This window comes from Nostoc sp. (genome assembly GCF_036919575.1).
GTDB lineage: Bacteria > Cyanobacteriota > Cyanobacteriia > Cyanobacteriales > Nostocaceae > Nostoc.
Map to the genome: position 1 here is coordinate 59,554 of NZ_JBALBY010000003.1, position 23,751 is coordinate 83,304.

General features: G+C 43.6%; 20 protein-coding genes and 1 pseudogene. 8 read left to right on the forward strand and 13 right to left on the reverse strand.

Translation table 11 applies throughout. The annotated features are described in order from the left end of the window. Positions 1 to 434: 434 nt before the first annotated feature. From V7K27_RS01310 to V7K27_RS01340, 7 genes and pseudogenes are all read right to left on the reverse strand, one after another. Positions 435 to 572, reverse strand: coding sequence for a hypothetical protein (locus V7K27_RS01310; protein ID WP_334764441.1), 138 nt, complete (start codon positions 570 to 572; stop codon positions 435 to 437). Between the two features lie 241 nt (positions 573 to 813). After that, positions 814 to 1,188 carry a type II toxin-antitoxin system RelE family toxin gene (locus tag V7K27_RS01315; RefSeq protein ID WP_292798368.1) on the reverse strand — a complete coding sequence of 125 codons (375 nt, stop codon included), beginning with the start codon at positions 1,186 to 1,188 and terminating at the stop codon, positions 814 to 816. After that, a complete protein-coding gene (locus V7K27_RS01320) occupies positions 1,181 to 1,426 on the reverse strand; it encodes a type II toxin-antitoxin system RelN family antitoxin (protein ID WP_334943567.1) in 246 nt (81 codons plus the stop codon). The genes V7K27_RS01315 and V7K27_RS01320 overlap by 8 nt, the downstream gene beginning before the upstream one ends. 103 nt (positions 1,427 to 1,529) lie before the next feature. After that, entirely contained in the window at positions 1,530 to 2,240 is a 711-nt protein-coding gene (locus V7K27_RS01325) for a hypothetical protein (protein WP_334943569.1), read from the reverse strand. 29 nt (positions 2,241 to 2,269) lie between these two features. Beyond that, a complete protein-coding gene (locus V7K27_RS01330) occupies positions 2,270 to 3,550 on the reverse strand; it encodes a vWA domain-containing protein (protein WP_334943571.1) in 1,281 nt (426 codons plus the stop codon). Next, entirely contained in the window at positions 3,547 to 4,803 is a 1,257-nt protein-coding gene (locus V7K27_RS01335; protein WP_334943573.1) for a vWA domain-containing protein, read from the reverse strand. Before V7K27_RS01335 ends, V7K27_RS01330 begins: the two co-directional genes overlap by 4 nt. Positions 4,804 to 4,882: 79 nt before the next feature. After that, positions 4,883 to 6,146 (reverse strand): annotated as a pseudogene (locus V7K27_RS01340) (RNA-guided endonuclease InsQ/TnpB family protein). A 242-nt stretch (positions 6,147 to 6,388) separates the two neighbouring features. Between V7K27_RS01340 and V7K27_RS01345 the strand changes: the two are divergent. From V7K27_RS01345 to V7K27_RS01355, 3 genes are all read left to right on the forward strand, one after another. Further along, complete coding sequence (locus tag V7K27_RS01345; protein ID WP_292798361.1) at positions 6,389 to 7,051, forward strand: ATP-dependent Clp protease proteolytic subunit; 663 nt, start codon at positions 6,389 to 6,391, stop codon at positions 7,049 to 7,051. Between the two features lie 153 nt (positions 7,052 to 7,204). Then, a complete protein-coding gene (locus V7K27_RS01350) occupies positions 7,205 to 7,816 on the forward strand; it encodes an ATP-dependent Clp protease proteolytic subunit (RefSeq protein ID WP_334943575.1) in 612 nt (203 codons plus the stop codon). A gap of 284 nt (positions 7,817 to 8,100) precedes the next feature. Continuing rightward, positions 8,101 to 8,721, forward strand: coding sequence for a J domain-containing protein (locus V7K27_RS01355; protein WP_334943577.1), 621 nt, complete (start codon positions 8,101 to 8,103; stop codon positions 8,719 to 8,721). 167 nt (positions 8,722 to 8,888) lie between these two features. Here the strand turns inward: V7K27_RS01355 and V7K27_RS01360 are convergent, their stop codons facing one another. Next, positions 8,889 to 10,091: an aminotransferase-like domain-containing protein gene (locus V7K27_RS01360; protein WP_334943579.1), complete on the reverse strand. Its 1,203-nt coding sequence runs from the start codon at positions 10,089 to 10,091 to the stop codon at positions 8,889 to 8,891. A gap of 272 nt (positions 10,092 to 10,363) precedes the next feature. Between V7K27_RS01360 and V7K27_RS01365 the strand changes: the two genes are divergently transcribed. The 3 genes from V7K27_RS01365 to V7K27_RS01375 all read left to right on the forward strand — a co-directional run bounded on the left by V7K27_RS01365 (position 10,364) and on the right by V7K27_RS01375 (position 14,830). Next, positions 10,364 to 11,206: a basic amino acid ABC transporter substrate-binding protein gene (locus V7K27_RS01365; protein WP_334943580.1), complete on the forward strand. Its 843-nt coding sequence runs from the start codon at positions 10,364 to 10,366 to the stop codon at positions 11,204 to 11,206. A gap of 283 nt (positions 11,207 to 11,489) precedes the next feature. Further along, positions 11,490 to 13,493, forward strand: a complete 2,004-nt coding sequence (locus V7K27_RS01370; RefSeq protein WP_334943582.1) for a serine/threonine phosphatase — start codon at positions 11,490 to 11,492, stop codon at positions 13,491 to 13,493. 881 nt (positions 13,494 to 14,374) lie between these two features. Continuing rightward, positions 14,375 to 14,830 carry a nuclear transport factor 2 family protein gene (locus V7K27_RS01375; protein WP_334943584.1) on the forward strand — a complete coding sequence of 152 codons (456 nt, stop codon included), beginning with the start codon at positions 14,375 to 14,377 and terminating at the stop codon, positions 14,828 to 14,830. Between the two features lie 587 nt (positions 14,831 to 15,417). Here the strand turns inward: V7K27_RS01375 and V7K27_RS01380 are convergent. Together V7K27_RS01380 and V7K27_RS01385 are read right to left on the reverse strand one after the other, a co-directional pair. Beyond that, complete coding sequence (locus V7K27_RS01380) at positions 15,418 to 16,110, reverse strand: hypothetical protein (RefSeq protein ID WP_334943586.1); 693 nt, start codon at positions 16,108 to 16,110, stop codon at positions 15,418 to 15,420. Between the two features lie 401 nt (positions 16,111 to 16,511). Next, a complete protein-coding gene (locus V7K27_RS01385; protein WP_334943588.1) occupies positions 16,512 to 17,474 on the reverse strand; it encodes an orange carotenoid protein N-terminal domain-containing protein in 963 nt (320 codons plus the stop codon). A gap of 765 nt (positions 17,475 to 18,239) precedes the next feature. Between V7K27_RS01385 and V7K27_RS01390 the strand changes: the two genes are divergently transcribed. Together V7K27_RS01390 and V7K27_RS01395 are read left to right on the forward strand one after the other, a co-directional pair. Then, positions 18,240 to 18,452 (forward strand): high light inducible protein, encoded by a 213-nt coding sequence (locus tag V7K27_RS01390; RefSeq protein WP_334943589.1) that lies wholly within the window; start codon positions 18,240 to 18,242, stop codon positions 18,450 to 18,452. A gap of 62 nt (positions 18,453 to 18,514) precedes the next feature. Continuing rightward, a complete protein-coding gene (locus tag V7K27_RS01395) occupies positions 18,515 to 18,754 on the forward strand; it encodes a hypothetical protein (RefSeq protein ID WP_334943591.1) in 240 nt (79 codons plus the stop codon). 574 nt (positions 18,755 to 19,328) lie between these two features. Here the strand turns inward: V7K27_RS01395 and trpE are convergent. From trpE to V7K27_RS01410, 3 genes are all read right to left on the reverse strand, one after another. Next, positions 19,329 to 20,843, reverse strand: coding sequence for an anthranilate synthase component I (gene trpE, locus V7K27_RS01400; RefSeq protein ID WP_334943676.1), 1,515 nt, complete (start codon positions 20,841 to 20,843; stop codon positions 19,329 to 19,331). Positions 20,844 to 21,003: 160 nt separating this feature from the next. After that, positions 21,004 to 21,426 (reverse strand): photosystem I reaction center subunit II PsaD, encoded by a 423-nt coding sequence (locus V7K27_RS01405; RefSeq protein ID WP_334943593.1) that lies wholly within the window; start codon positions 21,424 to 21,426, stop codon positions 21,004 to 21,006. Positions 21,427 to 21,616: 190 nt separating this feature from the next. Continuing rightward, positions 21,617 to 23,626, reverse strand: a complete 2,010-nt coding sequence (locus V7K27_RS01410; RefSeq protein ID WP_334943595.1) for a DICT sensory domain-containing protein — start codon at positions 23,624 to 23,626, stop codon at positions 21,617 to 21,619. Positions 23,627 to 23,751 lie beyond the last annotated feature (125 nt).

Consider the following 23,751-nt stretch of genomic DNA (forward strand, 5'->3'; position numbering starts at 1 on the left):
TTGCAAATTACAGGATAAATACTTATACAAGATAAATATTACAGAAATTGTCAGATAAAGCCACTAATAAGTGTAATAACAAGATTTTTGCAGATTAACATCCCTGAATGGAGTGTTATCTGGCAAAATGCAACCTTGTAGAGTGTCCTAGCGGAGAGTAACGCACAAACAATTAGCATTAAGTAACGTTTGGGTGCGTTACATTGTATTAACAAACCCTACAAGATCGGCGATCGCAGGGGAGTAATGTATTGAGATCGCTATTCCTGTGAGTCGTGATAGGCGATCGCTTCAATTATGTAACTGCTAGAGGTTTTGCTGATAACTTAAGAACAAGGAAATAGGCGATCGCGTAACATAGAATTATAACTGACTTCAAAATGGCAAATTATATGCTAGGAGCAAATATACGCGACAACCAAGAGCTTTCTCAGCTAATCCAACAAGCCAACTCTAAGAGGTTGTTTGAAAAGTGTCAGCTTGAGCCTTAAATGCAACTCAGAGAAGCGATCGCAAGTTCCACAACCCTCATTCTCTCGTTCAACTTCTCGATAGCTAGAGTAGTCAAACATACGTTGGATGACTTTTCAAACATCCTCTAAGCGAGAAGCGATCGCCTTAGTCCAAGAAGGGCAACCAAAAGCAGTGCTGTTAAGTTTCATCAGAGGTTTGACTTACTAAATTGGCTTGTTTATTTAAGTAATTCACGCATCTATTTTGGTGTATCGTTTATTTGTAGTTAATTAATTCTTTGTGTATCTTACCCATTGGGGAACCGCTATAATTCCTAAATAATCTTAATTAGAAATTTGCTTATAAAATTGATTGGTCTTCAACTGCACTTTGTTCATACTCAGTAATAATGCTCCTAATGTCATCTGCTGCCATATCAGCTTGTTCGGATTTACTATAAATAGTGAGCAGAATGATCCCCATTGCTGTTTTAATGTAATAAATCAGACGGTAGCCACCACTTTTACCTTTTTGAACATCGCTATTTCGGACTCGCAGCTTAAAAACTGCATAACCAATCCCAGATATTTGATCTCCAGGTAACTCCCCCCGTTCAAGTTGTTCAATCACGGGTTGTATATCATTACGAATACTCCGATATTTTTTGGCGAGGGTGCGTAGATTTCGGTTGAACGTTGGCGCGGTTTCAACTTGAATAAACGATTGCTCAGACATCTTCCAGTCCTTCCCAAAGTTGAGCCACGGGAATAGTTTGTCCCGTCATAGCTTCATGCCAAGCTTGACGAAAATCTTCTACAATCACTTCTTTAGATGGCTCATGTTCATCAATTTCTGTTGCTTCTGCGATCAGGACAATTACTTCAACACGACTGTTCTTGTCAGTCATTAAGGGATGATCTAAAGTAAGTTGCCCATGCTCATCAATGGTTGCCATAACTTTAATTGCTTTCATGGGGACTCCAGATGAAGATATTTAGCAAGCCTTAATTTTTGCATAGTACTACTTGAGCGATCGCATCATTGAACTACCTAACCGCTATGAAACTGTTGCTTGATTAGGGATTACCACTCTCTGCGGCAGCATACTTGTGCCAAATAGCTTCGATTTCATACCCATTAGGCTTTGGTGACTGCATTTGTCTTTCCATGACTTCTGCCATTCCTAGCATCATGCAAGTAAGACTTGACAATTTCATAGAAATTACTAAATCTTCCGATAAAAAGAGTATTAGTGATGTTTCCTGTTGTTTTTCATTACCGACTACAACGTATAAGCCATTCTCCGTGCTAGAAATGGGAAACAAGCGTGAAGAAAAATTATTGCTATTCAGAAGAGAAGCTAGAACTTTTTGCTGGCTATTATTTGTTTTTCTTGATATCTGTAATTTGTCTTCGTCCTTCTTTAACCAAGAGGCTATAGAGCGATATGTATTAATTGCTTCTCCTAACGGAAAAAAAACGTCATCTTCCAAGGGAAATTCAAATTGAAAATAACTGTCGAAGGAATCCCAATTTTTGTTAGGGTTGACACCAATAGGCAAACAACTATTACCCCTTTGGTATAGTTCACAAAGTTCTAATGGTAAATGAAACGGATAATTTTGAGTAAGTTCCTGGGTCTGCTCAACACTTAACCTTGGAGGATAATCTGGATTATAATCTGGATTATAACCGCCGCAAATACTCCAGTATTCAAGACAGCCTATATAACCACTCTGTTCTGCAAGGATTGCAATCTTATCAATAACAGAGTTTATTGTTGACATTCTACACCTCCAAACAAAATCAATTTTTACTATTCCTGTAAAACGGTTTTTGATACAATCCTAGTTTTCTTAAGGTCTGCTTCCGAAAGTTCTTCTCCAGCTTGCAGGCGAGTAGCTGAGGTTTGCAACACTGTCGCTGCACCTTTATCTCCGATTTGTAAAGCGGTTTTAGCAGCCGTTTGTAGCATCGTGGCTGCACCAGTGCGATCGCCTTGTTGCAATTTCGCCTCAGCTAACTGAGTTTGGCGATACTTCGCTAATGCTAAAATAGATTGTTGCACCTGGGGATTTAACGCTGGTTGATACGCCGGCACCACATCTGCATACACTGGCACGAGGGGCGAAAGTAAACCTTGTTCATTAACCAACGGGTCATCATAACGGATTTGCAGATGTGCGATCGCTTGTTTTCCTTCTGGCAACTGTCCCAAATAAATGTTAGCCAAAACTACCCGTTCTACATCCTGCATCAAATCTCCCAAACGTACAGCAAAGCTACCATCAGCTTCTGGTTCTATTGGTAACTCGATTGTGTCTGGGGCAACTTGGGCAATGGGTTTAAGTTCTGCTAATCGGACATTAGGCATTAGAGATAACAGCAAGTAGGCATTAGTTAACCCAATGGACTGAATCCGCCCAAACAGTCGGCTAAATTGATCCACAGCTTGTTCAGGACGTTCAATATGGGCTAAAGTCCCACCACCGACATCAGCAATTTTTTCTAGCAAATCCTGATTCCAGCTATTGCCAAATCCGAAAGTGTTGATAGTTAGGTTCAGCTTGGCAGCCTTTTGCGCCAGTTGAAGACAGCGCTTGTTGTCATCTCGCCCAATATCCCACTTCCAAATCCGCAAACCGCTATCACCATGCCCATCTGTCAGCAGAAACGCCTGAGAAACAGCGCCTCTTGTACCCTTCATCAGTTCTGTAATTCCCAATTCCAAACCCTCAGCGATGACAGTACCGCCGCTAGCACTGAGTTTGCTTTTAATTTGAGATTTGATGCTTTCGGGGTCTTCGATCGCTTGATTGGGGATAATGACTGACGCAGAACCGGAAAAAGCTACAACTGAGATGCGATCGCCTACTTTCAACCGATCGATTAATCTTTCCACTGCCTGGATCACGGTTTTAATTGGTTGTCCATGCATGGAACCGCTTTTATCGAGAATCAAGCAGAGATTAAGGGGCAGATTTTGGTCAAACTCACCAGGGATTGCAAAAATCGTCATTGCTAGTTGACGTTGGCTACTTGTTTGAGCCACATCAACATTATTGTCATTTAACGCCGATAGCAATTTAACTTTCATGTAGGAGGGGTATCTTGCAAAACTGTTTTGGAGACCATCCTGGTTTTCTTGCGATCGCTTTCAGATAAGTCTTGTCCAGCTTGCAACTGAGTAGCAGAAGTTTGTAACACCGTTGCCGCACTTTTATCTCCCATTTGTAGGGCAGTTTTAGCAGCCGTTTGTAACATTGTCGCTGCACCACTGCGATCGCCCTGTTGCAATTTCGTCTCGGCTAGCTGGGTTTGGCGATATTTAGCTAATGCCAAAATAGAGTGTTGCACCTGTGGATTCGGGTCTGCTTGATAATTTTTGACTACATGGGCATAAACTGGGATATTTGGTGTAAATAAACCTACCTGGTTGGCGGCTGGATCATCGTAGCGGACTTGTACATTAGCGATCGCTTGTTCACCTGCTGGCAATTGTCCCAAATAAATATTAGCTAAAATCACCCGTTCTGCATCTTTCATTAAATCTCCCAACCGCACAGCGAAACGTCCATCAGCTTCTTGTTGCAGTGGTAACTCAATAGTGTCTGGGGAAACTTGGGCAATGGGTTTGAGTTCCGCTAGCCGGACATTGGGCATTAGAGACAATAACAGATAAGCATTAGTCAATCCCACTGTTTGAATGCGGCTGAACAGGCGATTAAACTCATCCACTGCATCTTCGGGTTTTTCAATGTAAGATAAACTACCCAAACCAGCATCAGCAATTTTTTCTAAAACATCTTGGTTCCAATTGTCACCAAATCCCAAAGTGTTCAAAGTCAAATTATAGCTAGCAGCTAATTCGGCGAATTTCAAACAGCGATTGTTATCACCGTGTTCATTTTCGCCATCTGTTAATAGGAAGGCTTGGGAAACAGTATCTTTTTTGCCCTTTGCCAACTCCTCAATCCCCAAGCGCAGTCCTTCATCAATTGCAGTTCCACCATCGGCAGCTAGGCGATTAATTTGCTGTTTGATTTTCTCTGGATTTTCGAGACTTTGACTGGGAACTAAGACTTTGGCACGGTGATCGAAAACTACAACACTGAGGCGATCGCCACTCTTGAGTCTATCTACCAGACGAATCGCTGCTTTTTTGACCGTTTCTAGCGATCGCCCATTCATCGAACCACTATGATCGAGAATTAAACATAAATTCAGTGGCACATTCCGGTCTAGAGACTCTGCGATCGCTGAAATCGAAATTCCCAACTGACGTTGACTATTCAGTTGATTCGCGTCCAAATTACCATCATTCAAGGCAGGCTGCAAACTAACCTTCATAACTTAAAGTCCCTATTCAGGATATGCATATTAAAAATTGACACTCCCCGCAGCTATTGCCGTTCGCACTTGCGTCTCGCTAGAGAGGGGATTCTACATTCACGGACTCGCCGTTAGACGGCAGGCTTGCGCCAACCGCTCTTTGATGTCAAATCTCCTGTAGCGTAAATTCCGGTATGCCCTACCGTACTCAATCCTAATCTTAAAATGTTGATGCTAGCATTCAAAGCTCTATCCGCCACATAGTCACAATGAGCGAAATGCGCCGGGGGGATACTCCCCCCGGTCACTTTCGGGCAAACATGGGTTCTCGTAGACAGAGATTTTTTCACTTTCTCGCCACAGTTAGAACAATTTTGGCTTGTATTATAGGGAGGAATAGCAATGGTTACTTTCCCATATTTATGTCCAAAATATTCTAACCACAAGCGGAAAGTGTACCAACCAGCGTCACTGATAGATTTAGCTAGATGTCGGTTACGTACCAGAGCCATTACATTCAAATCTTCATAGGCTACCAAATCGTTAGATTGGATGACGGAGTACGCTAATAAGATGCAATACTCTTTTCGTTGCCTACTTACTCTTAAATGTTTACGGCCATACCTATTTCTAGCTTTGTGGTAATTGTTAGATTGTCTAGCTCTGGCTTTCTTCTTTATCGTGCTGAACTTCTTGGACTTTTTACGATTAGCACGGTTTAAAGCAATCTCCGCCTTGCGGTAAAAGTTAGGGGCGGGTTCCACATTCCCTTTACTATCAGCAATGAAATACTTTAACCCTAAATCAATACCAACTACTTGAAAAGTTGGTTTGGATTCAACCCTAACATCAACATCAATCGCAAACTGAGCATAATACCCATCAGCGCGACGTACTAAACGGACTCTTTTTATTTGCTTAATATCGTAGTAGTTTAGATCATAGGTTCCCTTTAGTTTCAGAGTTCCGATGCCTTTTTTATCTGAGAAAGTAATTGCTTTACGATTAGTCGAAAGTTTGTAGCCAGTTGTCTTGTACTCAACTGAGCGACAATGTTTTTTAAATTTAGGGAACCCCTTTTTGCCTTTAACTTTCTTCTTGCAGTTATTGTAAAACCGCGCTATCGCCGACCATGCACGTTCAGCAGCAGATTGTCTAGCCATTGAATTAAGTTCATCGGCAAAAAGAAACTCTTGGGCCAATACCGCACAGTATTTGTTGAGGTCATATCTACCTATACTTTTGTTGTCCATCCAATAGCGTAAGCACTTATTTTGGACAAATTGGCTGGTACGAATAGCCTCGTCAATAGCGCGATACTGCCTCTCTTTTCCTTTTACCTTAAACTCGTAAACTATCATGGCTCGACCTTTATTCACCACAATAGTTATGTTATCACGCTTTACATAAGCTACTTGATCTGTGGAGAAAAATAAAGCGTTACTAAGGCGTGAGAGTGTCAAAATCAGAATATCTTAGAAGCCACGCATTCGCAGATGCGAAGCCAGCTTAAGCATTAGGGAGAAATCCGCACCTTGAGAAAAGGTAGTATCGCGCTAGGATGTATTACAGTTAACGGCATAGTTTCAGGCGATCAGTTGTTATGGACACTTCCCCAATCAAGGCTGTTCAAGCCCCATATTACGGCGATAACTTCTACCGGACACCGCCGCCAGATTTACCTTCCCTCTTGTTAAAGGAGCGAATTGTCTATATTGGGATGCCACTGGTGCCTGCTGTCACCGAATTAATCGTGGCTGAATTACTGTTTTTGCAGTCCGACGACCCCGAAAAGCCGATTAAAATCTATATCAACTCCACCGGCACTTCCGGTTACAGTGGCGAACCCATTGGCTTTGAAACCGAAGCCTTCGCCATCTTTGACACCATGAAATATATCAAGCCTCCGATCCACACCATCTGCGTCGGTTCCGCGATGGGTATGGCAGCGATGCTTCTCAGTGCTGGGACAAAAGGTTGCCGCGCTAGTTTGCCTCACTCCTCGATTATCCTGCATCAGCCCAAGAGCTACGCCCAAGGTCAAGCAACGGATATTCAAATTCGCGCCAGGGAAGTTTTGGTAAATAAAGGGGCGTTAGTTGATATCTTGCATCGTACCACCGGACAGCCTCCAGAAAAAATAATTAAAGATATGGATCGGCTGTTATATCTGACACCCTACCAAGCAAAAGAATACGGGCTGATTGACCGAGTTTTTGAGAAAGAAGAACTCGCCAATCCCCCACTCCCTGCCAGTGTCCTTTAATTTGTCCTTTGTTCTTTGTCCTTTGTCCTTTGTCATTCGTCCTTTGTTAATAAGCAAAAATTATTAATAATCAATGACCAATACCTCGACAAGGCTCAGTACAAGTGACCAATGACCAATGACTAATGACTAATTAAAAACGGAGTAACGAAAATGCCTATAGGCGTTCCTAAAGTTCCTTACCGGATGCCCGGAGGACAATATACAGATTGGATTAGCATCTACGATCGCCTTTACCGGGAACGGATTATATTCTTGGGGCGAGATATTGATGATGAAATTGCCAATCAAATCATCGCTGTAATGCTGTATCTGGATTCAGATGATCCAGGTAAAGATATTTATATATACATCAATTCCCCTGGTGGGATGGTTACATCTGGCATGGCTATTTTTGACACCATGCAACATATCAAATCAGATGTAGTGACTATTTGCGTAGGTTTAGCGGCTTCAATGGGGTCTTTTCTGCTGGCAGCTGGTACCAAAGGTAAACGGCTAGCATTGCCTCACTCACGGATTATGATTCACCAGCCTTCAGGTGGCACCCGTGGACAAGCAAGCGATATCGAAATTGAAGCTAGAGAGATTCTGCGGATTCGTCACCAGCTCAATGGGATTTATGCTGAGAAAACAGGTCAAACCATAGCAAAGATTGAAAAAGATATGGATCGCGACTTTTTCATGTCTGCCGAAGAAGCAAAAGAATACGGTTTAATAGACCGTGTGATTGAAGAAAGAACTTCCGTAGTATTAGGGGAGTAGGGAGTAGGGAGTAGGGAGTAGGGGGGATGAGGGAGATGAGGGAGATGAGGGAGATGAGGGGGATGAGGGGGATGAGGGAGAAATAACTCCTAACTCCTAACTCTAGTACAGACGCGATTAATCGCGTCTTCTAACTCCCCACTCCCCACTCCCCACTCCCTTCCCCAAACAAACTGTCAACATCAAACTTTAAAATCGCAAATTAGCCCTTATTATTAATAGTTCAGGCTTGAAGCAGATAGCTGATAGCCCCAAGCTGGATATTCGATAGCTCATAGCTCAAGATGGATCTTGGAGATTGCTACCGTTTATTGGGTTTAAGGTCGGGAGCTTCTTTTGCTGACATCAAAGCGTCTTATCGACGACTGGCGCAGCAATATCATCCCGATATCAACCCAGATGACAACAAAGCCAAAGATAAGTTTATTGCCTTGACAGAGGCTTATAAACTCCTGCTGACGGTAGTACTGCCAGAGGAAACAGCTGCACATTCAAGTCAGGTGTCAACTGGGCGCGATCATGCCAAGGCAACGCAGTGGCAGAAAACACCAGTAACAACGGTGACAAGCGAACAACCAGGGAAACTAAAGCCGCCTAATCTGTTGGAAATAGAAGAACGGCTGAAGTGGAAGACTTATGAGCAATTGCAGCGATTTTTGCAAGAAAGACGATTTCCTCAAGCGATCGCCCTGGCGGAAGCTTTAGCAGATCGTTTATCAACAGATGCAGAAGTCCGTCAATGGCTAGCGATCGCTTATCAAATTTGGGGACGGGCACTAATTACCGAAAACCAACTGCTCAAAGCCAGAATTTATCTCAAAAAAGCTCTGAAGACAGACCCCCATAATAAAAGTCTCTGGTATGAAGTGCAGCGCGATTTCCAACGTTTAGAACAAATTTTTTAAAGATTATTACAAACCACTTGTAGGGGCACAGCATGCTGTGCCCCTACCGTCTATTGCATCCAAGCAATAACCACTTTAACAATCCAAAATCCAAAATCCCTTCGGGTTCGGCAGTCCCCCATCGACGGGAACCGCCAAGACGGGGGCTACCTCACCAAAATCCAAAATTAGTGACGCCATCCGCGCAACACTGCTCCTAATGTAGCGATTCCCTCAACAATCTTCTGTGTTGGTTGAAAGCTAAAAGCTAACCTGATGGCATCATCCCCCTGTCCATTGGCGTAGCAGCGAGTCCCTGGCAGAAAGCTGATGCCGTGTTCATTGGCAGCAGTTAAGAGTGCTTTGGCGCTGATGTCTGGTGGCAATTTACACCAAACGAAGAAGCCCCCGCCTGGTCGCAAAGCAACTATATCACTGGGAAACTCGTGAGCGATCGCTTCTAACAACAAATTACACTTATGCTTATAGCAGGCGATTAGCTCCTGAATGTGATGATCTAGTTTGCCTGTAGCACAGTAGCGAGCGACCACATGGCTGACAAATGGCCCCACAGGTCCCTCACTTTTGAACATTGCCAGCCGCTGAATAATTGCTGGATCGCCACAAGCAAAGCCTAGCCGGATACCAGGCGCAATAATTTTCGAGAAGGTACTCACATATAATACCCACCCCTCCTTGTCGAGGGTTGCCAAGGGGGGCACAGCTTCCCATTGGAAGCGCAAATCGCTGTAAGCATCGTCTTCTATTACCAGCACGCCATACTCAGCCGCTAACGCTACCAGTTTTTGGCGGCGAAATAACGGCATAGTCGCGCCTGTGGGATTATGAAAGGTGGGGATGGTGTAAATAAACCGGGGTCGAATGCCCTGTTTCTTCAAATCGCTCAATGTTACTTCTAATGCATCGACATCCATCCCCAACTCATCCACAGGAATAGTAATCAGGCGTGCGCCAGCGTGGACAAATCTACTAACTACTCCCATGAAGGTTGGTCCTTCCACAATTACCACGTCACCAGGTTCGACAAACACATCTGGTAGCAAGCCGAGAATCTGACTAGAACCGTAGCCAATGATCAGACGATCGCGATCGGCAACAATTCCTTTAGCCTGCAAGCGGAGGATAATTTGCTCATATAGTTGAGATGAAGTTGGCCCGTAATTGAGGGCGATCGGAGCTTCTTCTGCCAGCACAGCCGCACTTGCAGCAGCCAAGTCAGCGTGGGGAAAGAGAATTGGGTCAGCTAGACCATAGGCAAAGCTAACATTTATAATTTTGGTTAACTCTGTACCATAGGTTGGTGGTGTCAGATTTCTAGCTCTTTTGGCGAATAAATCAGTAATTCGGTAAGCAGAAGTAGTGGGAGCCATAAGTAATTCAAAATTGGGAGTCAGAATACAGAACACACAAGAAGGCAATTAGCTAAAAGTCAGAGCGAAGGAAGCCTCTGATCTGTTAGCGATCGCGTCCCTTGCGCGTCTCGGAGAGAGGAACGAGCGTCACTTTTCAAGAGAGTGGGGGTCTTAAACTTTCGTTAGTCACTCAGAATTCATGGTGGATTCTGGCTCCTGACGAATGTATTCTTTCTTATAACATCATGACAAGTATCGTGAATATTGACTGATAGAACGGAATTACTAAAGTGAAATTAATTAACTTCAAGTGGCAGCAGCTAATTCTAGGCTTAGGCTGTCTGTTACTAATGATTGCCTGTAAAAGTTTCTATCCCACTACTAACTCAGATGTTAAACCTCTCAAGGTGGCGACAGACCCCACCTTTGTCCCTTTTGAAATCCAAACGGCTAGCGGGAACTTGGAAGGTTTTGATATTGATTTGATGAATGCGTTGGCGCAGCCTGCCGCAGGTCTTACCCTGAGCCTGTCGAAGGGCATCGCTAAAGTAGCAGGTTTTGCAGTCCAGTTTGAAAGTCTGCCCTTTGATGGCATGATCTCGACTTTGCAAGCGAAAAGAGTCGATGCCGCAATCAGTGGGATTACAATTACCGCCGAACGCCTGAAAACAATTGCTTTTTCACGACCTTATTTTAAAGCCGGACTAGCGATCGCTGTACGCGAAGACAACCAAAATATTAAAGACTTCAAAAGTCTCCAGGGGAAAAAAATTGCTGTACAAATTGGTTCAACTGGGGCAGATTTTGCCAAAACTATCCCCAACGCCAAAATTAGTACTTTTAATTCTGGGCCAGAATTTTTCCAAGACTTGCTCAATGGCAACGTTGATGCTGTGGTTAGCGATGCTTTCGCTACTTTGTATGCGATTAAAAATGGCAAACTCAAAGGCATCAAAGTTGTTGCCGATCTGCTCACCCAAGAATACTACGGGATTGCTACACCTAAAGACTCCCCCTATCTGGATGCAATTAACAAAGGTATAGCGACTTTATTATCCAATGGCACTTACAAGCAAATTTATCAAAAATGGTTTAACGCTGAACCTCCGCAATTGCCAGACTCTTGGCCATAGGGCATAGGGCATAGGGCATTGGGCATTGGTTATTCTCCTTGTCCCCCTCATCCCCCTCATCTCCCTCATCTCCCTCATCTCCCTCATCTCCCCGATTTATAAGGAATTGGCTGCCAATATATTAAATATTTATCTAATATGCGTCACAATTAATACTGCCACCAAAATTCATTGATAAACTACAATCTCTTGTAGGTCTACTGTAGTCAAGGGCAGCCAATTGTGGCACCTTGGATCTTAGTGGCTAGAAGCACCTTGGAACGGGAATTAAGGAACTTCCACTATGCTGATTTGCCCTCAGTGTAAATTTGAAAACCCCAGTAGCAACAAATTCTGTCAAAACTGTGGCACGTCTCTGACTCACAAGGTCTGTCCTGAATGCAGCACCGATGATGTACCTGTGAATGCACTACGTTGTCATAACTGTGGCACGGAATGTGGAACAGTGTTTTGGGCAATTATTGCTAAGGAAACGACTGGGGAAGTTTTGGGAGTAGAGGGGGATAAGGGGGATAAGGGAGATGAGGGGGATGAGGGAGATGAGGGAGCAATATCTTCCTCATCTCCTCTATCCCCTAGTTCTCAGATGGCATTAGGCTCTTATTTAGACTCCCAAGAGCGCTATCAATTGTTAGATCCGCTACCTGCCCAAACGGAAACTGCCACCATTACTGATGTAGGTGTGAGAGTTCTAGACTGCCAGCCGTATCAAATATCACCCATTGGGGCAATACTAGCAAGTCAGCAATCAGATTTAGTAACGCCATCAGTGGAAGCCAGTGAAATTCCTCGCCTTGCTAAACTTTATATTGCCTTACAATCCGAAGATCAGCCAGGGATACCGCCGATTCACGATGCATGGCAGCAGGGGGATATACAGATAGTAATAATCGAAGACCGATCGCATTGGCAGCTTTTACTCGACCTCTGGCAAGAAGAAACAACAAGTTCGTTAGAAATTTTACACTGGTGTTATCAAATGACCCAACTTTGGGCAATATTGGAACCAGTAAATTGTCGTCAAAGCCTTTTAGATTTGTCGAATTTGCGATTGGATGAAGACCAAACACTGGCGCTGCAAAGGTTGTATGTGGAATCATCGAATTCTCAGCCCACCACCGAGTCGTCAGAAGATGCCCAAGCCCAAACATCTGCTATTCTAGAGCAACCGTTAACTATCCAAGCTTTGGGGCGGGTTTGGCAAGCGCTATTTAAGCAGTCTCAACGCACTCAATTTGGCTCTGTAGTCCAGCTGTTGGGGGATTTAGATGTAGGTAAGATTCAGACGATCGCACAGTTGCGATCGCGTTTGGAGGAAATCTCTATTGAACTGGAAGCACTACCAAGCGCAACTTTACCCCCAATAAAGGAGAAAAATACTGCTGTGCCCACTATCCCGCAATCAGATGAGCCAGAAGATATCATTAGCAAAATTGATGATATGCCAACTGTTGTGCTGGCGATGCAGTTAAGTAGCTTGGAAGATGCAGGACGCACAGATGTGGGGCGTCAACGTCATCATAACGAAGACTACTTTGGTATTGAAACCAAAATAAATAAACTGGAGTTGCCTAAAAGTCAAGTTCTGCAAGGGCATGGTTTATATATTCTCTGTGATGGTATGGGTGGACACGCTGGCGGCGAGATAGCCAGTGAGTTAGCAGTCAACACCCTACGGCAATACTTTCAAGAACACTGGATTGCCAACCAACTACCAACAGAAGATAGCATTCGTGAGGCAGTGTATTTAGCTAATGACGCGATTTACAAGCTCAATCAACAAGAAGCCCGTTCTGGAGTGGGGCGCATGGGTACAACTTTGGTAATGCTCTTAATTCAAGATACTCAAGTAGCAGTTGCTCATGTGGGAGATAGCCGTCTCTATCGCTTGACGCGCAAGCGGGGGCTAGAACAAGTCACAGTAGATCACGAAGTTGGGCAACGGGAAATTACGCGCGGAGTGGAAGCAAGCATAGCTTATGCCCGCCCGGATGCCTACCAACTCACTCAAGCCTTGGGGCCTCGTGACGAAAACTCGATTAATCCTGATGTCGGCTTTTTCGAGATCAATGAAGATACTCTTCTGCTGTTGGCATCGGACGGTCTATCAGATAATGATTTACTAGAAACCTATTGGCAGACTCACTTAGAACCCCTACTTAGTTCTGCCGTTAACTTAGAACGAGGTGTTACAGACTTAATTGATTTGGGGAATCAACACAATGGTCACGACAACATTACTGCTATAGTTATTCGAGCAAAAGTACGCCCAAATCTAGAAAGTTAATAATCTAAGTTGCGGGTTATCGACTGATACAGCAGATTTCAAGTTGGGTGTTGTACACAAGCTAAGCTGTTGCGTATTTAATTTGTATATTGGACGCGCTCATGTTGCCCGCACTACAATATTTTTGGGTTTTCGTGTTATACAATTTAGCTGCACATCAACTTAAGTCTCAAACCCAGGTATAAAGCCTGTTTTACTTCTGAATTCTGACTCCTTAATTCTGAATTCTGCTGTATATACTTATATAGCAGTCTGCTTTGATTTCTGTTCGCACAGCGTGGCGTAGCCATAATTATTTGCGTAGACAGGGAGTAGGCTTGCCGTGAGCGTAGCCGAATGGGAGTGGGGAAGAAGCCTTTTTGGGGTGTACTGATTTTTGAAATGCACGTAGTGGACCCTCTAGGCTAAAATAGCGCATTAGACGTAGGTTGGGTGGAGCGGAGCGCAACCCAACATATATCAGGATGTTGGGTTACGCAAAGCCTCCACCCAACCGACAATTTTTTTGCAATATTTTAGCCAAGAGGGTCCACTACAAGAGTACCGAGATTTTTTCAGAAATCAAATATGATTCCTATATAGTTGCTAATAAGGGACTTCCAAGAAATAAATTATCCCTCTTGTGGGGTGAGCAGGAAAGCCCGCCCTGAATATAGGACGGGTGAGGACACCCATCCCACAAGATAATTTGGGATGTTTTTTTATTTGTCAGTCCCTAATATAGACAAATGTTCAACACTATTAGTTTAGAAGTTTAACCTTCACTGGAGAAACTACAATCCGCTCTATTCCTTTGGCAAAAGCTTCAGGGATTGCCTTTCTTAGGATGTTTAATGACCGATTAATGTCAGCATTGATCAACAGAGGGTAGAAAAATCTAGATGTTTTGGTTGTCTCGATTGCTAGTATTAGGAACTATATTTGTTAGCTTAACTTTTAGCACACCTTTCTTTGCCAGTGAGTCTATGAACCAAAAAGATATCCAGATATTAATAGAAAAAGCTAAAGATGCGTGGGTTACTCAAGATGTCGATGCTCTTGCACAGTTGTTTACGGTTGATGGGGAACTAATCGTACCTGGTCAATGCTGGCGAGGGCAAGAAAGAATTCGAGAAGAAGTTAGCCATTTTAAACAACAGTATTCAGATGTCAAAATTGACATCCTGCGGATTATCGTTGGAGCAAATCAGGCAGCAGTAGAATGGTACTACGAAGATACGGAAAAGGCGACAGGTCGTCGTAATAAAGCTGATGATGTAATTGTCGTAGATTTCAGGGATGGTCAAATTAGTCGTTGGCGTGAATATTTTGACACACAAACCCCAGCTAACAGATAGTTGCACTAGCCGTGATAGTCAAATCTCCTTAGTTCAAAATGAATTAAGGAGATTGGAGTATCAAAACTAAGTTGTAATGTAAAAGACACAACACGTTTACCACCGGAGACCGCTCTGATAAAGGGTTTAACCTTCCCTTGGTGATAATAAAGTGGAGGAAGCGATAAAAACTCCACACCGTCAATGCCTTTGATTGATCAACACTGTTCAAACATCTGCGATCGCTCCCCTTCGATGTCTGATAATGGGTCACAGCGGCATAACACCCATACAGTATTGTCTGTTTTCATTTACAAGAATAGCTAACAGTTGGGTGAAAAACCCTCACTCTAACGTAGTAATACTAAGTAGCCAAGGGAGAGAGCTATATTCGTTATACAAGCCTATCTAAAGTAAGATTTTAACAAACAGAATTCAGGAGGAGCCAGTGCGGTCTTGGGGTTTCCCCAAGTGCAGCAACTGGCGTTCAGAATTCAGAATTCAGAATGAGTTTCAGTACTTGGACAAGTCTTACAGTGAGCTTTGCCGAACTGCTCAGACAAATGACTAATGACAAATGACTAATGACTAATGACTAATGACTAATGTTAGCTGCTCATTTGACGCCGTTGGGACTGTGCTTGGTTAAACTGCTTTTGTTCTGGTGTTAATTGGTTGTAATCACTTGAAGATTGCATATCCCACTGTAATTCCGCTAGTAACAGTAAACTAACAGTCATAATTAGTCCCGTTGAGAGAAACTGCATGACACCGCAGTACGGTAAAACTAAGATTCCTAGCAAATGAATAAATCCCATCAGAAGAAATGTGCGTGAACGCATTCCTACTCCGGTGCAAAGGTAGCCAATGGCACTTAATCCTAACCACAGTGGACACAGACGCATCAAGACCTCTCCCCATCCCAAAAAAATGCTCAGATCAGTCAGGATTAAACCCCCTAGGATTAAAATCGTCCAGCTACAAACAACCCAGCGTAACTGTTCTACAGTTGCCCAAAACCAAGTTAAACTTACCATCCCGACTGCACCGAATAAGGTAAGCACTGACCACAAAATCGCTTGGTCACTCCAGCTAATGGGTAGAAACTGGGCGGTTACGAAAATCCCAGATGAAATTAGTCCCCAGAGAATAAATGCTTGATCTACCTGAGTATAAAACTTTGAAAAGAGGGTGAAATTTCCAATTTGGTAGTTTAGACACACTAGACCTTGAATATCTTGAAAATCTAGCTCTGGCTGTTTTTCACGAAGGAGCGGCTCAGAAGAATTGAAAAAAATCATTGAGATATATTACTATAGGTAGATGAAAAAAATTGTTACTCTATCTAAAGAGATATTGTTATTTAAATATTAACAAGTAAATAAGACTTATGCATTGACAGAAAAGCTTACAGCAGAATTCAGAATTCAGAATTCAGAATCCAGAATTCAGAATCCAGAATTCAGAAGTAAAACAGGTTTTATACCTGGCTTTGAGACGAATCGTTGTGTACTTCATCAACTTGAAATCTGCTGTAAATGACAGATATGCTTTTCAAGGCTTTTAGCTAGATTTTTCAACTACCTTTTAGCGATCGCACAACGAAGATACAAAAGAAGCGTGGTAGAGTGGCGATGTCTACGACGGGCGTAGCTGCGGCTCGTTCACTCATCCACGCTTAAGCGGCGACTAATCTAGCTCTCTATTTACGTGCTAGGTTGAGCAGTTCTTTCGGAGAAGCCAGCAAGTCAATCGCTACAAAGAAGATTTTGCCTTGAGGATCGAGCAAAAACCGCCATGCAATATTCATCCCCACGCTGGCACCGAACCAAGGGCTTTGAACTTTACCTGTGACTTTAACTTGTGTATACCCATCTTCCACTGGCTCAGATATACCGCGCTCTGGGATCATCTTCAATCCCTGGCATTCTTCACGCATATAAGCGCGGATTGCCTCTTGACCAACAATTGGTCTTTCAAAGGGAGGTTGCAAAGCAGCTTCAGAGGTAAACAAAGTAACAGCTGCATCAAAGTCATTGGCATTCATGTTGTTGATATAGCCCAGCACCGTAGGATTGTTGATGCCCTCGATGGTGACTTTAGTCCGAAATGCTTGTGCAGTGGGAGGAGACACCGGCTCTGAGACTTTTTTGTAACTACCGGGAGCGTTCGGGTCAAATCCCATGCTAATTACGGTATTGCGTAGGATGGTAATTTGTTGACCGGAATCTGCATTGCGGATGGCTTGCAACACATCGGCAGCTTTCGCAGAAAGCTTGTAACCTTCTGGAATCGGAGCAACGATTCCCTGAGCCATCCATTCTCCTAACTGATACCAGAAGCCCAATTTGATGTTGACAGTGAAGGATGCATAGGAACGACAGAGGGGAGTGTCAGCACGGTTAGCCAAATCGTACATGACTTGCGTTTGAGCTTCAAAAGGCATCTGCTTAATTTGTTCGAGTAAGCCTTGTGCCAGGATCATGTTGGCTGCCCCAGGAGCAGCAACCGTAATACTTCTACCCATCTCGGTATAGGCAAACCAGAGCAATGCTAGTTGATCTTCAGCATTGAGCTGAGAGAATGATTCGACAACAGTTGGAACAACGTCAGCAATTAGGGTGCCGGGAAAAATACTTTGAGCCGACTGGATGGTAAAAGACATAGCAGAAATTCCCAAAAGAAAATTACAGTTCTATCGAATGTGAAAAATCAAATGTGCAAAGACGGAGGGGAAATGCGTTTCGCTGTTAACAAAGGCACTCAGCAGTTTTTACGATTGCTTTACCAAAGGGCATAGCGATTTATTGCCGTTGAGTTTGGATACTCGGCAAAGCAGATTGCAGGCTTAACTGCATAGTTATTTAGAAAGCCTTAATCAACAGTGGTTTAACGCATTTATCTTGCTTTATCTCTTTATGTAAAGAAACATAACAAGTTCGTTACAAATAAGCAATACCCTCTCAGTTATACACTGATAATTTCTGTTTATAGGAGTTATAAGTTTTCCTGAAGTCACATTAAACGCAATTGATGCATTTAAGAGCGTAAACATCGCGCATCTCTACACGCATCAAATTTCCCTAAACAATCCTTAATTGAACCAATAGCGGTTCTCGTTCGGATGCAACACATGGTAGGGGCACAGCATTGCTGTGCCCCTACGAGTGGTCTGTATTCCATGCAATTGAGAACCGAGAACCGCTATATGGCGGTTCTCAGTTGGTGCAATACGCCCGCTTATTGGAAGTCTGAAGCCAGGATTTAGGTAAGAATCGCTATATTGCAATGCCTACTTCCTCGCACAAATCCAAAATACCCTACTTGTTTAGTACGGATTTCACTACCTTTATCTTTATGTCAAGCACTTGTTAAAAATATTTACAATAGTTTATATTGATTTACAGATAACAAAAATAAGGAATAAAAGATGACAAATAGAGGCTTTACCATTAACGAACGCGGTCAACTCAACAGATTTGCGATCGAACCCAAAGTTTATGTTGATGAAACCTCACGGACAGGCTTTACCGAATATGCCGAAAAACTCAATGGCCGTTTGGCAATGATTGGTTTTGTCTCACTCATCGCTTTGGAAGTTATCACCGGACACGGTTTGATTGGATGGCTAACCAGTCTTTAGAGAAGACACTTCAGATTTACGAATTTTCCTGACTTGACAATAAAACAATTTAGAGAGAAACTATGAAAACTGATTTTGATTACCCCAAAAAAGACTTAATTGGGACTGTTGTTTTTAGACCTGATTTCAACAACTTTGAGATTATCAATGCAAATCAAGCCTGGTCATTGTTTTTCACAGCCGGTCAAGACGACAAGGGACTGGGACAAGAAATTGAATTTGGCAGATTTTTCAATAACCTTTTAATTGCTATTGGAGTAACTGGAATTCTTTGGGCGATTTACTTCAGCCAATTGGGATGAACAAGTTTGTTCATTTCTAGTGTGTAGTAACTTCAATGGAGGTCTTGGATTTGGATACCAGGACTTTTTTTCAGTTTTCACTCTTGTCTAAAAAACTCTGTTTAGCTTTGGAAAAAGTTTGATGTTGATTGGATAAAGCTTCCCAATTTGTCACGGTATTGTGGATATGTGGGCTTAGAAGTAGCACAAATTGTTTATAAACATCTTGCTGTTCAAAGTAAAACCTATGTAGTTCAAAATAGAAGGTTATTAGTACATCAACTTTTAAAGTCTGGTCTGGATTCTCATACAGCAAATCGAACTGTTACTATGCTTATATCAAGCCCGATTTTAGAATTAACCAACAAAAACCAGTGTGCAATTAATTATGGGCTAAAGTAACTATACAACAGCCATTGATAACGATATTAGACTTGCCTTTAAAGATTGATATAGCAGTTCTCAGTTGATTAGCTACTGAACCCCACCCCCAACCCCTCCCCGCAAGCGAGGAGGGGAGTATGATTTACCTGATATGATTAGGAAACGCTATAAGTGCTGAGTTAAAAGTTAGGGATTAATTTTGAATTTTTGTTCAACGCAAACAACGAATCGCTTCTAATAGACCTCTAGCTTTATTCAGCGTCTCTTCGTATTCTTTCTCTGGCTCAGAATCAGCCACCAAACCGGCACCGGCTTGTACGCTGACCGTCTGATCATGCACTACCATTGTGCGAATTGCGATCGCAGTATTTAATTGTCCTTCAAAATCGTAATATCCATACACACCGGAATAAACTCCCCGACGACTAGACTCTAACTCGTGGATAATTTCCATCGCCCTAATCTTGGGTGCGCCGCTTACGGTACCGGCTGGGAAGCAAGCTTTCAATAAATCCCATGCTGTTTTACCAACTGCTAATTTACCCACAACATTGCTGACAATGTGCATCACATGGGAATAGCGCTCAACTACCATTAATTCATCAACTTTGACGCTACCATTTTCACAAACACGCCCTAAATCATTCCGCCCTAAATCGACAAGCATGATGTGTTCGGCAATTTCTTTGGGGTCTTGGAGTAAATCTTGAGCGAAGGCTGCATCTTCCTGGCTAGTTTTACCCCGTGGACGTGTCCCAGCAATTGGGCGTACCGTTGCTATCACTCCACCATTTGGATCTGTTTCGGCTTTCACCATCACTTCGGGACTGGAACCAATGATTTGCCAATCTTGGAAGTTAAAGTAAGCCATGTAAGGCGAAGGGTTTATCTGACGTAGGGAGCGGTAAAGTGCAAAGGGGTCGCCTGTGTATGTTGTTGATAGTCGCTGGGAAATTACTACTTGAAAAATATCGCCTGCTTTGATGTGAGCTTTTGCTTTTTGGACGCTAGCACAAAAATCAGGGCGGGTGAAGTTACTGGTGTATTCCTCTGTTTCTCCAGATACGCGACTTCCAGGCGGTTTCCATTCCAATCTGGTTTTTTCTGGAGATAGCGGTAGAGATAGCTTTTCGAGCATTTGGGTGACGCGATCGCACGCTTGTTGATATGCTGCTTTCAAATCTACTTTCTCTTCACGTAAATCAGCATAAGCGATCGCCCAAATTTTCCGCTTTACCTGGTCAAAAATCAATAGATGGTCTACCTGCATCCACAATCCATCAGGTATATTACGCTCATCTTGTGGATAAATTGGCACACGCGGCTCAATCCAGCGAATCAATTCATAGCCCCAAAACCCAAACAAACCGCCAATTCCTGGTGGTAGCTGTGGTAACTTGACTGGGTGATAAGGTGCTAAACATTCGGCTAAAGCTGTAAAAGGGTCGCCTGCGAAAACGACTTGCGATCCATCACGGTTTAACTGGGTGGTGCGATCGCCCCTTGCTTCCAAAACCCACACCGGATCGCACCCCACTAAACTATAGCGTCCCAGCTTTTCCCCACCTTCTATCGATTCCAACAAAAAGCTATAGGGCTGACCTGCACAAACTTTATACCAAGCAGATACGGGCGTATCTAAGTCCGCTACCCATTCTTGATATACCGGGACAAAGTTACCTTGTAGAGCTAGCTGAGAAAATTCTGAGAAATTGGGGAATACCATAAATTGCTTAGGGATTGGGCATGGGGCATGGGGCATTGGGCATGGGGCATGGGGCAATTGAATTTTGGATTTTGGATTGACGATTTTGGATTAAACTTCAATCTAAAATTCAAAATCTAAAATCTAAAATTCTTACTCCCCAGTCCCCAGCCCCTAGTCCCTATGGCTCGTTGGTAGCTTTACCACTGAACTTGAGTTGTGATGGATTGGGGTTTTGCCCAATGCCGCGTGGGACATAACCGACTTTTCCACGACCTTCATTCACCTTCTCAGGGAAGACACCATCAGCTGGGTGAAGTAAAGTAGTTTCTCCGTTGGGTAAAATCCGGTAAACTTTGTAATCTGTAATTTTGAGTTTCCGGAGTTGTTGACCGCCCAAAGCGATGCCATATTCTTTACGAGCTATATACAGCAGGTTTTCACCTTTCCGCATAGTAGCAGCACCACCTGTAGGCAATTCAAATACTTGCTCTTTCGGGCTAGTCCAAGTGATAGCGTACTTTTCTTCCACTTCTGCTTTGTTTAGCAAGCCACCAGTGCTGCCAGCAAATAGCGGGGTTTGTCCAGAGAGTGTTTCTGCCATAAGTGATTTTCTCTCAACGTTTTTAGGGAATCCTAACACCGCAACCAGGATTATATTGCGATCGCGTCATAGACTGTAACAGTTTTTAGTCATTTGTCCTTTATCCTTTGTCATTTGTTAAAAACTAATACCCCATGCCCCATGCCCAATGCTCAATACTTCGGCTTCGCTCAGTACAAGTGCCCAATGCCTATTTACTCTTGACTTTTGTCCGCTTTTCCTCGTAGCTACTCTGAACAATCGGGATGGTGAAGTGAAACTGACTACCCTGGTCTTTACCAGTTGACTCTGCCCAAATTTCCCCACCCCAGCCATTAACAATTTGACGGCAAATTGCTAAACCAAGTCCAGTCCCGCCAGTGGTGCGGCGTAGCGCTCCCTCTTCTTGATAGAATCGGTCAAAAACTACTTCTAAACGATTCGGTTCAATGCCGCGTCCAGTGTCAGCCACAGTCACCTCGACCATTTGACGGCTGTTCTGAATCGCTTTAATGGTGATTTCTCCTTCGGGTGGCGTAAATTTATAAGCATTGTCCATGAGTTTTGCCAGTACCTCTACTAGCCAATCACCGTCAGCTCTTACCAGAGGTAGGTTTTGGGCAATTTGAGTTTTGATTTGGGGCGGCTTTTCCGTTGAGGAGCGCGGGCGATTTCGGCTGAGTGCTAAATCCACACACTCTTGGAAAGTGAGGGATTCTGGATGCCATTGCACCCGACCGCTTTCCAAATTAGAAAGCGTCAGGAAATCTTGTACTAATTTTCGCATCCGCTCTGAGTCGGAAAGAGCAGTGTTGAGCATGATCTGCTGCAACTCTAAGGGCATATCCGGCTCACTAGCGAGACTTTCTAGGCACACTTGAATTGTAGATAGGGGGGTACGCAGTTCATGTCCGGTAATGGCTATGAGGTTGCTGCGGGTGCGGTCTAGGGCTTCTAGTTGCTGGTTAAGTTCTTCTAGGTTGGCGTAAGCTTCCGCCTGGATGAGAGCTGCTCCCACTTGGGTTGCGATCGCTTTTACCAAATCCAATTCCCCAACTTGGCACTCGTGCGGTGGCATCCGGCAATAGTGCAACTCGACAATGCCCAATAATCGCCCCTGATAGAACACTGGTTCCATCAGCCAAGAACGAATGGCAAACTTTTTGGCAATTAAGGAAAGTCCTGGCGAATTGGTAACGCGAGGGTCACTGAGCGTATCGCTTACACAAACCCCTTCGCCTTCTTCCACTATGTCCCGAAATAGGGAATTTTTCTCTAACTCCCAGGTTTGCCCCCAAACAGATAAAATACCGGGAGTCAAAAACTCGTGTTCAATTATGGCTTGGCTATCTGAGGCTTGAGCGCGGTAAATTAAACAGCGACAAGCTTCTAGGTGTTGTCCTAATTCTTGCGCCGCCACCTGGAGAACTTCGTGAGGATCGAGCGATCGCCGAATGGCAGTGCTAATAGAGTTGACTAATCGTTCTTTTCGTGCTTGGGCAGCAATTGAACGATAGGCTTTGTGCAATTTGTACTGGCTAGCTTGCAAATAAGTTACTAAGCGCTGCACAAAGGGATCTGTATCGATGTCACAAGCATATTCGTTAACCTGTTCGGCTCCAGAGGAGCTTCTCGGCTGCCCGATGCCAAACCTCTGACGTGCCTCCTCAATTTTACTTGCCAGTTCTGGTCTGTAAACCAAAATCCTGTCTAACAGCAATTCGGCGGCTTTCAGGCTAACTCCCCTTTCCGATGTCCAAATTCCCTCAAATCTTCGTGCTGTGTCGATATCCAGATTATGGCTTATTTCCGGTAGTTGCTTGTTTTTGGCAATAGAACTAAGGTTTTCCCGGCAAACCAGACAAGTCGCATAATTATCAGCAATCACTACCAAATGCCACTCTTGACTCAAGCCATCCTTTGGCTCAAAAGCCACCTTTTCGTAGTGTTCCGAACTGTTAGTGAAATCCGTTTCTGGAGCAGATAATACGTATACTTGATTACTTCGCAAGGCAAGTCGCTGGTAGCGATGAGCTTCTTGGCGGTAGAATCGCTCTCGCTGAAAACTAGCAATTACAAGGGGTTGGGCTAAAGTCGCAGCCAAAACTTGATCTTCCATCGCGTGGGAGAGCGCCGTTAGTGAAGCCTTAAAATATAGCTGGGGCCGCAAGTAGGGTAGGGACTTTAGCAGATCACTCAGCACAAAAGTCGAAATGCTCATGAATTATTGTTAAACGCTCAACCTCGAAAAGATCCACGTCACAGCTGCATTGTACAAATTCCAAGGGACTCTCAAGTTAAATAGACAGTTGCAATATGTAAAGAATGCTAAAAAGCGCTTTTCGC

Bases quoted from the DNA above. Each gene is read 5' to 3' on its own strand.
- V7K27_RS01380 (WP_334943586.1), bottom strand. From the start codon at position 16,110: ATGATTTTTTTCAATTCTTCTGAGCCGCTCCTTCGTGAAAAACAGCCA.
- V7K27_RS01355 (WP_334943577.1), top strand. From the start codon at position 8,101: ATGGATCTTGGAGATTGCTACCGTTTATTGGGTTTAAGGTCGGGAGCT.
- V7K27_RS01350 (WP_334943575.1), top strand. From the start codon at position 7,205: ATGCCTATAGGCGTTCCTAAAGTTCCTTACCGGATGCCCGGAGGACAA.
- V7K27_RS01335 (WP_334943573.1), bottom strand. From the start codon at position 4,803: ATGAAGGTTAGTTTGCAGCCTGCCTTGAATGATGGTAATTTGGACGCG.
- V7K27_RS01410 (WP_334943595.1), bottom strand. From the start codon at position 23,626: ATGAGCATTTCGACTTTTGTGCTGAGTGATCTGCTAAAGTCCCTACCC.
- V7K27_RS01370 (WP_334943582.1), top strand. From the start codon at position 11,490: ATGCTGATTTGCCCTCAGTGTAAATTTGAAAACCCCAGTAGCAACAAA.
- V7K27_RS01315 (WP_292798368.1), bottom strand. From the start codon at position 1,188: ATGTCTGAGCAATCGTTTATTCAAGTTGAAACCGCGCCAACGTTCAAC.
- V7K27_RS01320 (WP_334943567.1), bottom strand. From the start codon at position 1,426: ATGAAAGCAATTAAAGTTATGGCAACCATTGATGAGCATGGGCAACTT.
- V7K27_RS01330 (WP_334943571.1), bottom strand. From the start codon at position 3,550: ATGAAAGTTAAATTGCTATCGGCGTTAAATGACAATAATGTTGATGTG.
- V7K27_RS01385 (WP_334943588.1), bottom strand. From the start codon at position 17,474: ATGTCTTTTACCATCCAGTCGGCTCAAAGTATTTTTCCCGGCACCCTA.
- V7K27_RS01375 (WP_334943584.1), top strand. From the start codon at position 14,375: ATGTTTTGGTTGTCTCGATTGCTAGTATTAGGAACTATATTTGTTAGC.
- V7K27_RS01360 (WP_334943579.1), bottom strand. From the start codon at position 10,091: ATGGCTCCCACTACTTCTGCTTACCGAATTACTGATTTATTCGCCAAA.
- V7K27_RS01405 (WP_334943593.1), bottom strand. From the start codon at position 21,426: ATGGCAGAAACACTCTCTGGACAAACCCCGCTATTTGCTGGCAGCACT.
- V7K27_RS01310 (WP_334764441.1), bottom strand. From the start codon at position 572: ATGTTTGACTACTCTAGCTATCGAGAAGTTGAACGAGAGAATGAGGGT.
- V7K27_RS01395 (WP_334943591.1), top strand. From the start codon at position 18,515: ATGAAAACTGATTTTGATTACCCCAAAAAAGACTTAATTGGGACTGTT.
- V7K27_RS01325 (WP_334943569.1), bottom strand. From the start codon at position 2,240: ATGTCAACAATAAACTCTGTTATTGATAAGATTGCAATCCTTGCAGAA.
- trpE (WP_334943676.1), bottom strand. From the start codon at position 20,843: ATGGTATTCCCCAATTTCTCAGAATTTTCTCAGCTAGCTCTACAAGGT.
- V7K27_RS01390 (WP_334943589.1), top strand. From the start codon at position 18,240: ATGACAAATAGAGGCTTTACCATTAACGAACGCGGTCAACTCAACAGA.
- V7K27_RS01345 (WP_292798361.1), top strand. From the start codon at position 6,389: ATGGACACTTCCCCAATCAAGGCTGTTCAAGCCCCATATTACGGCGAT.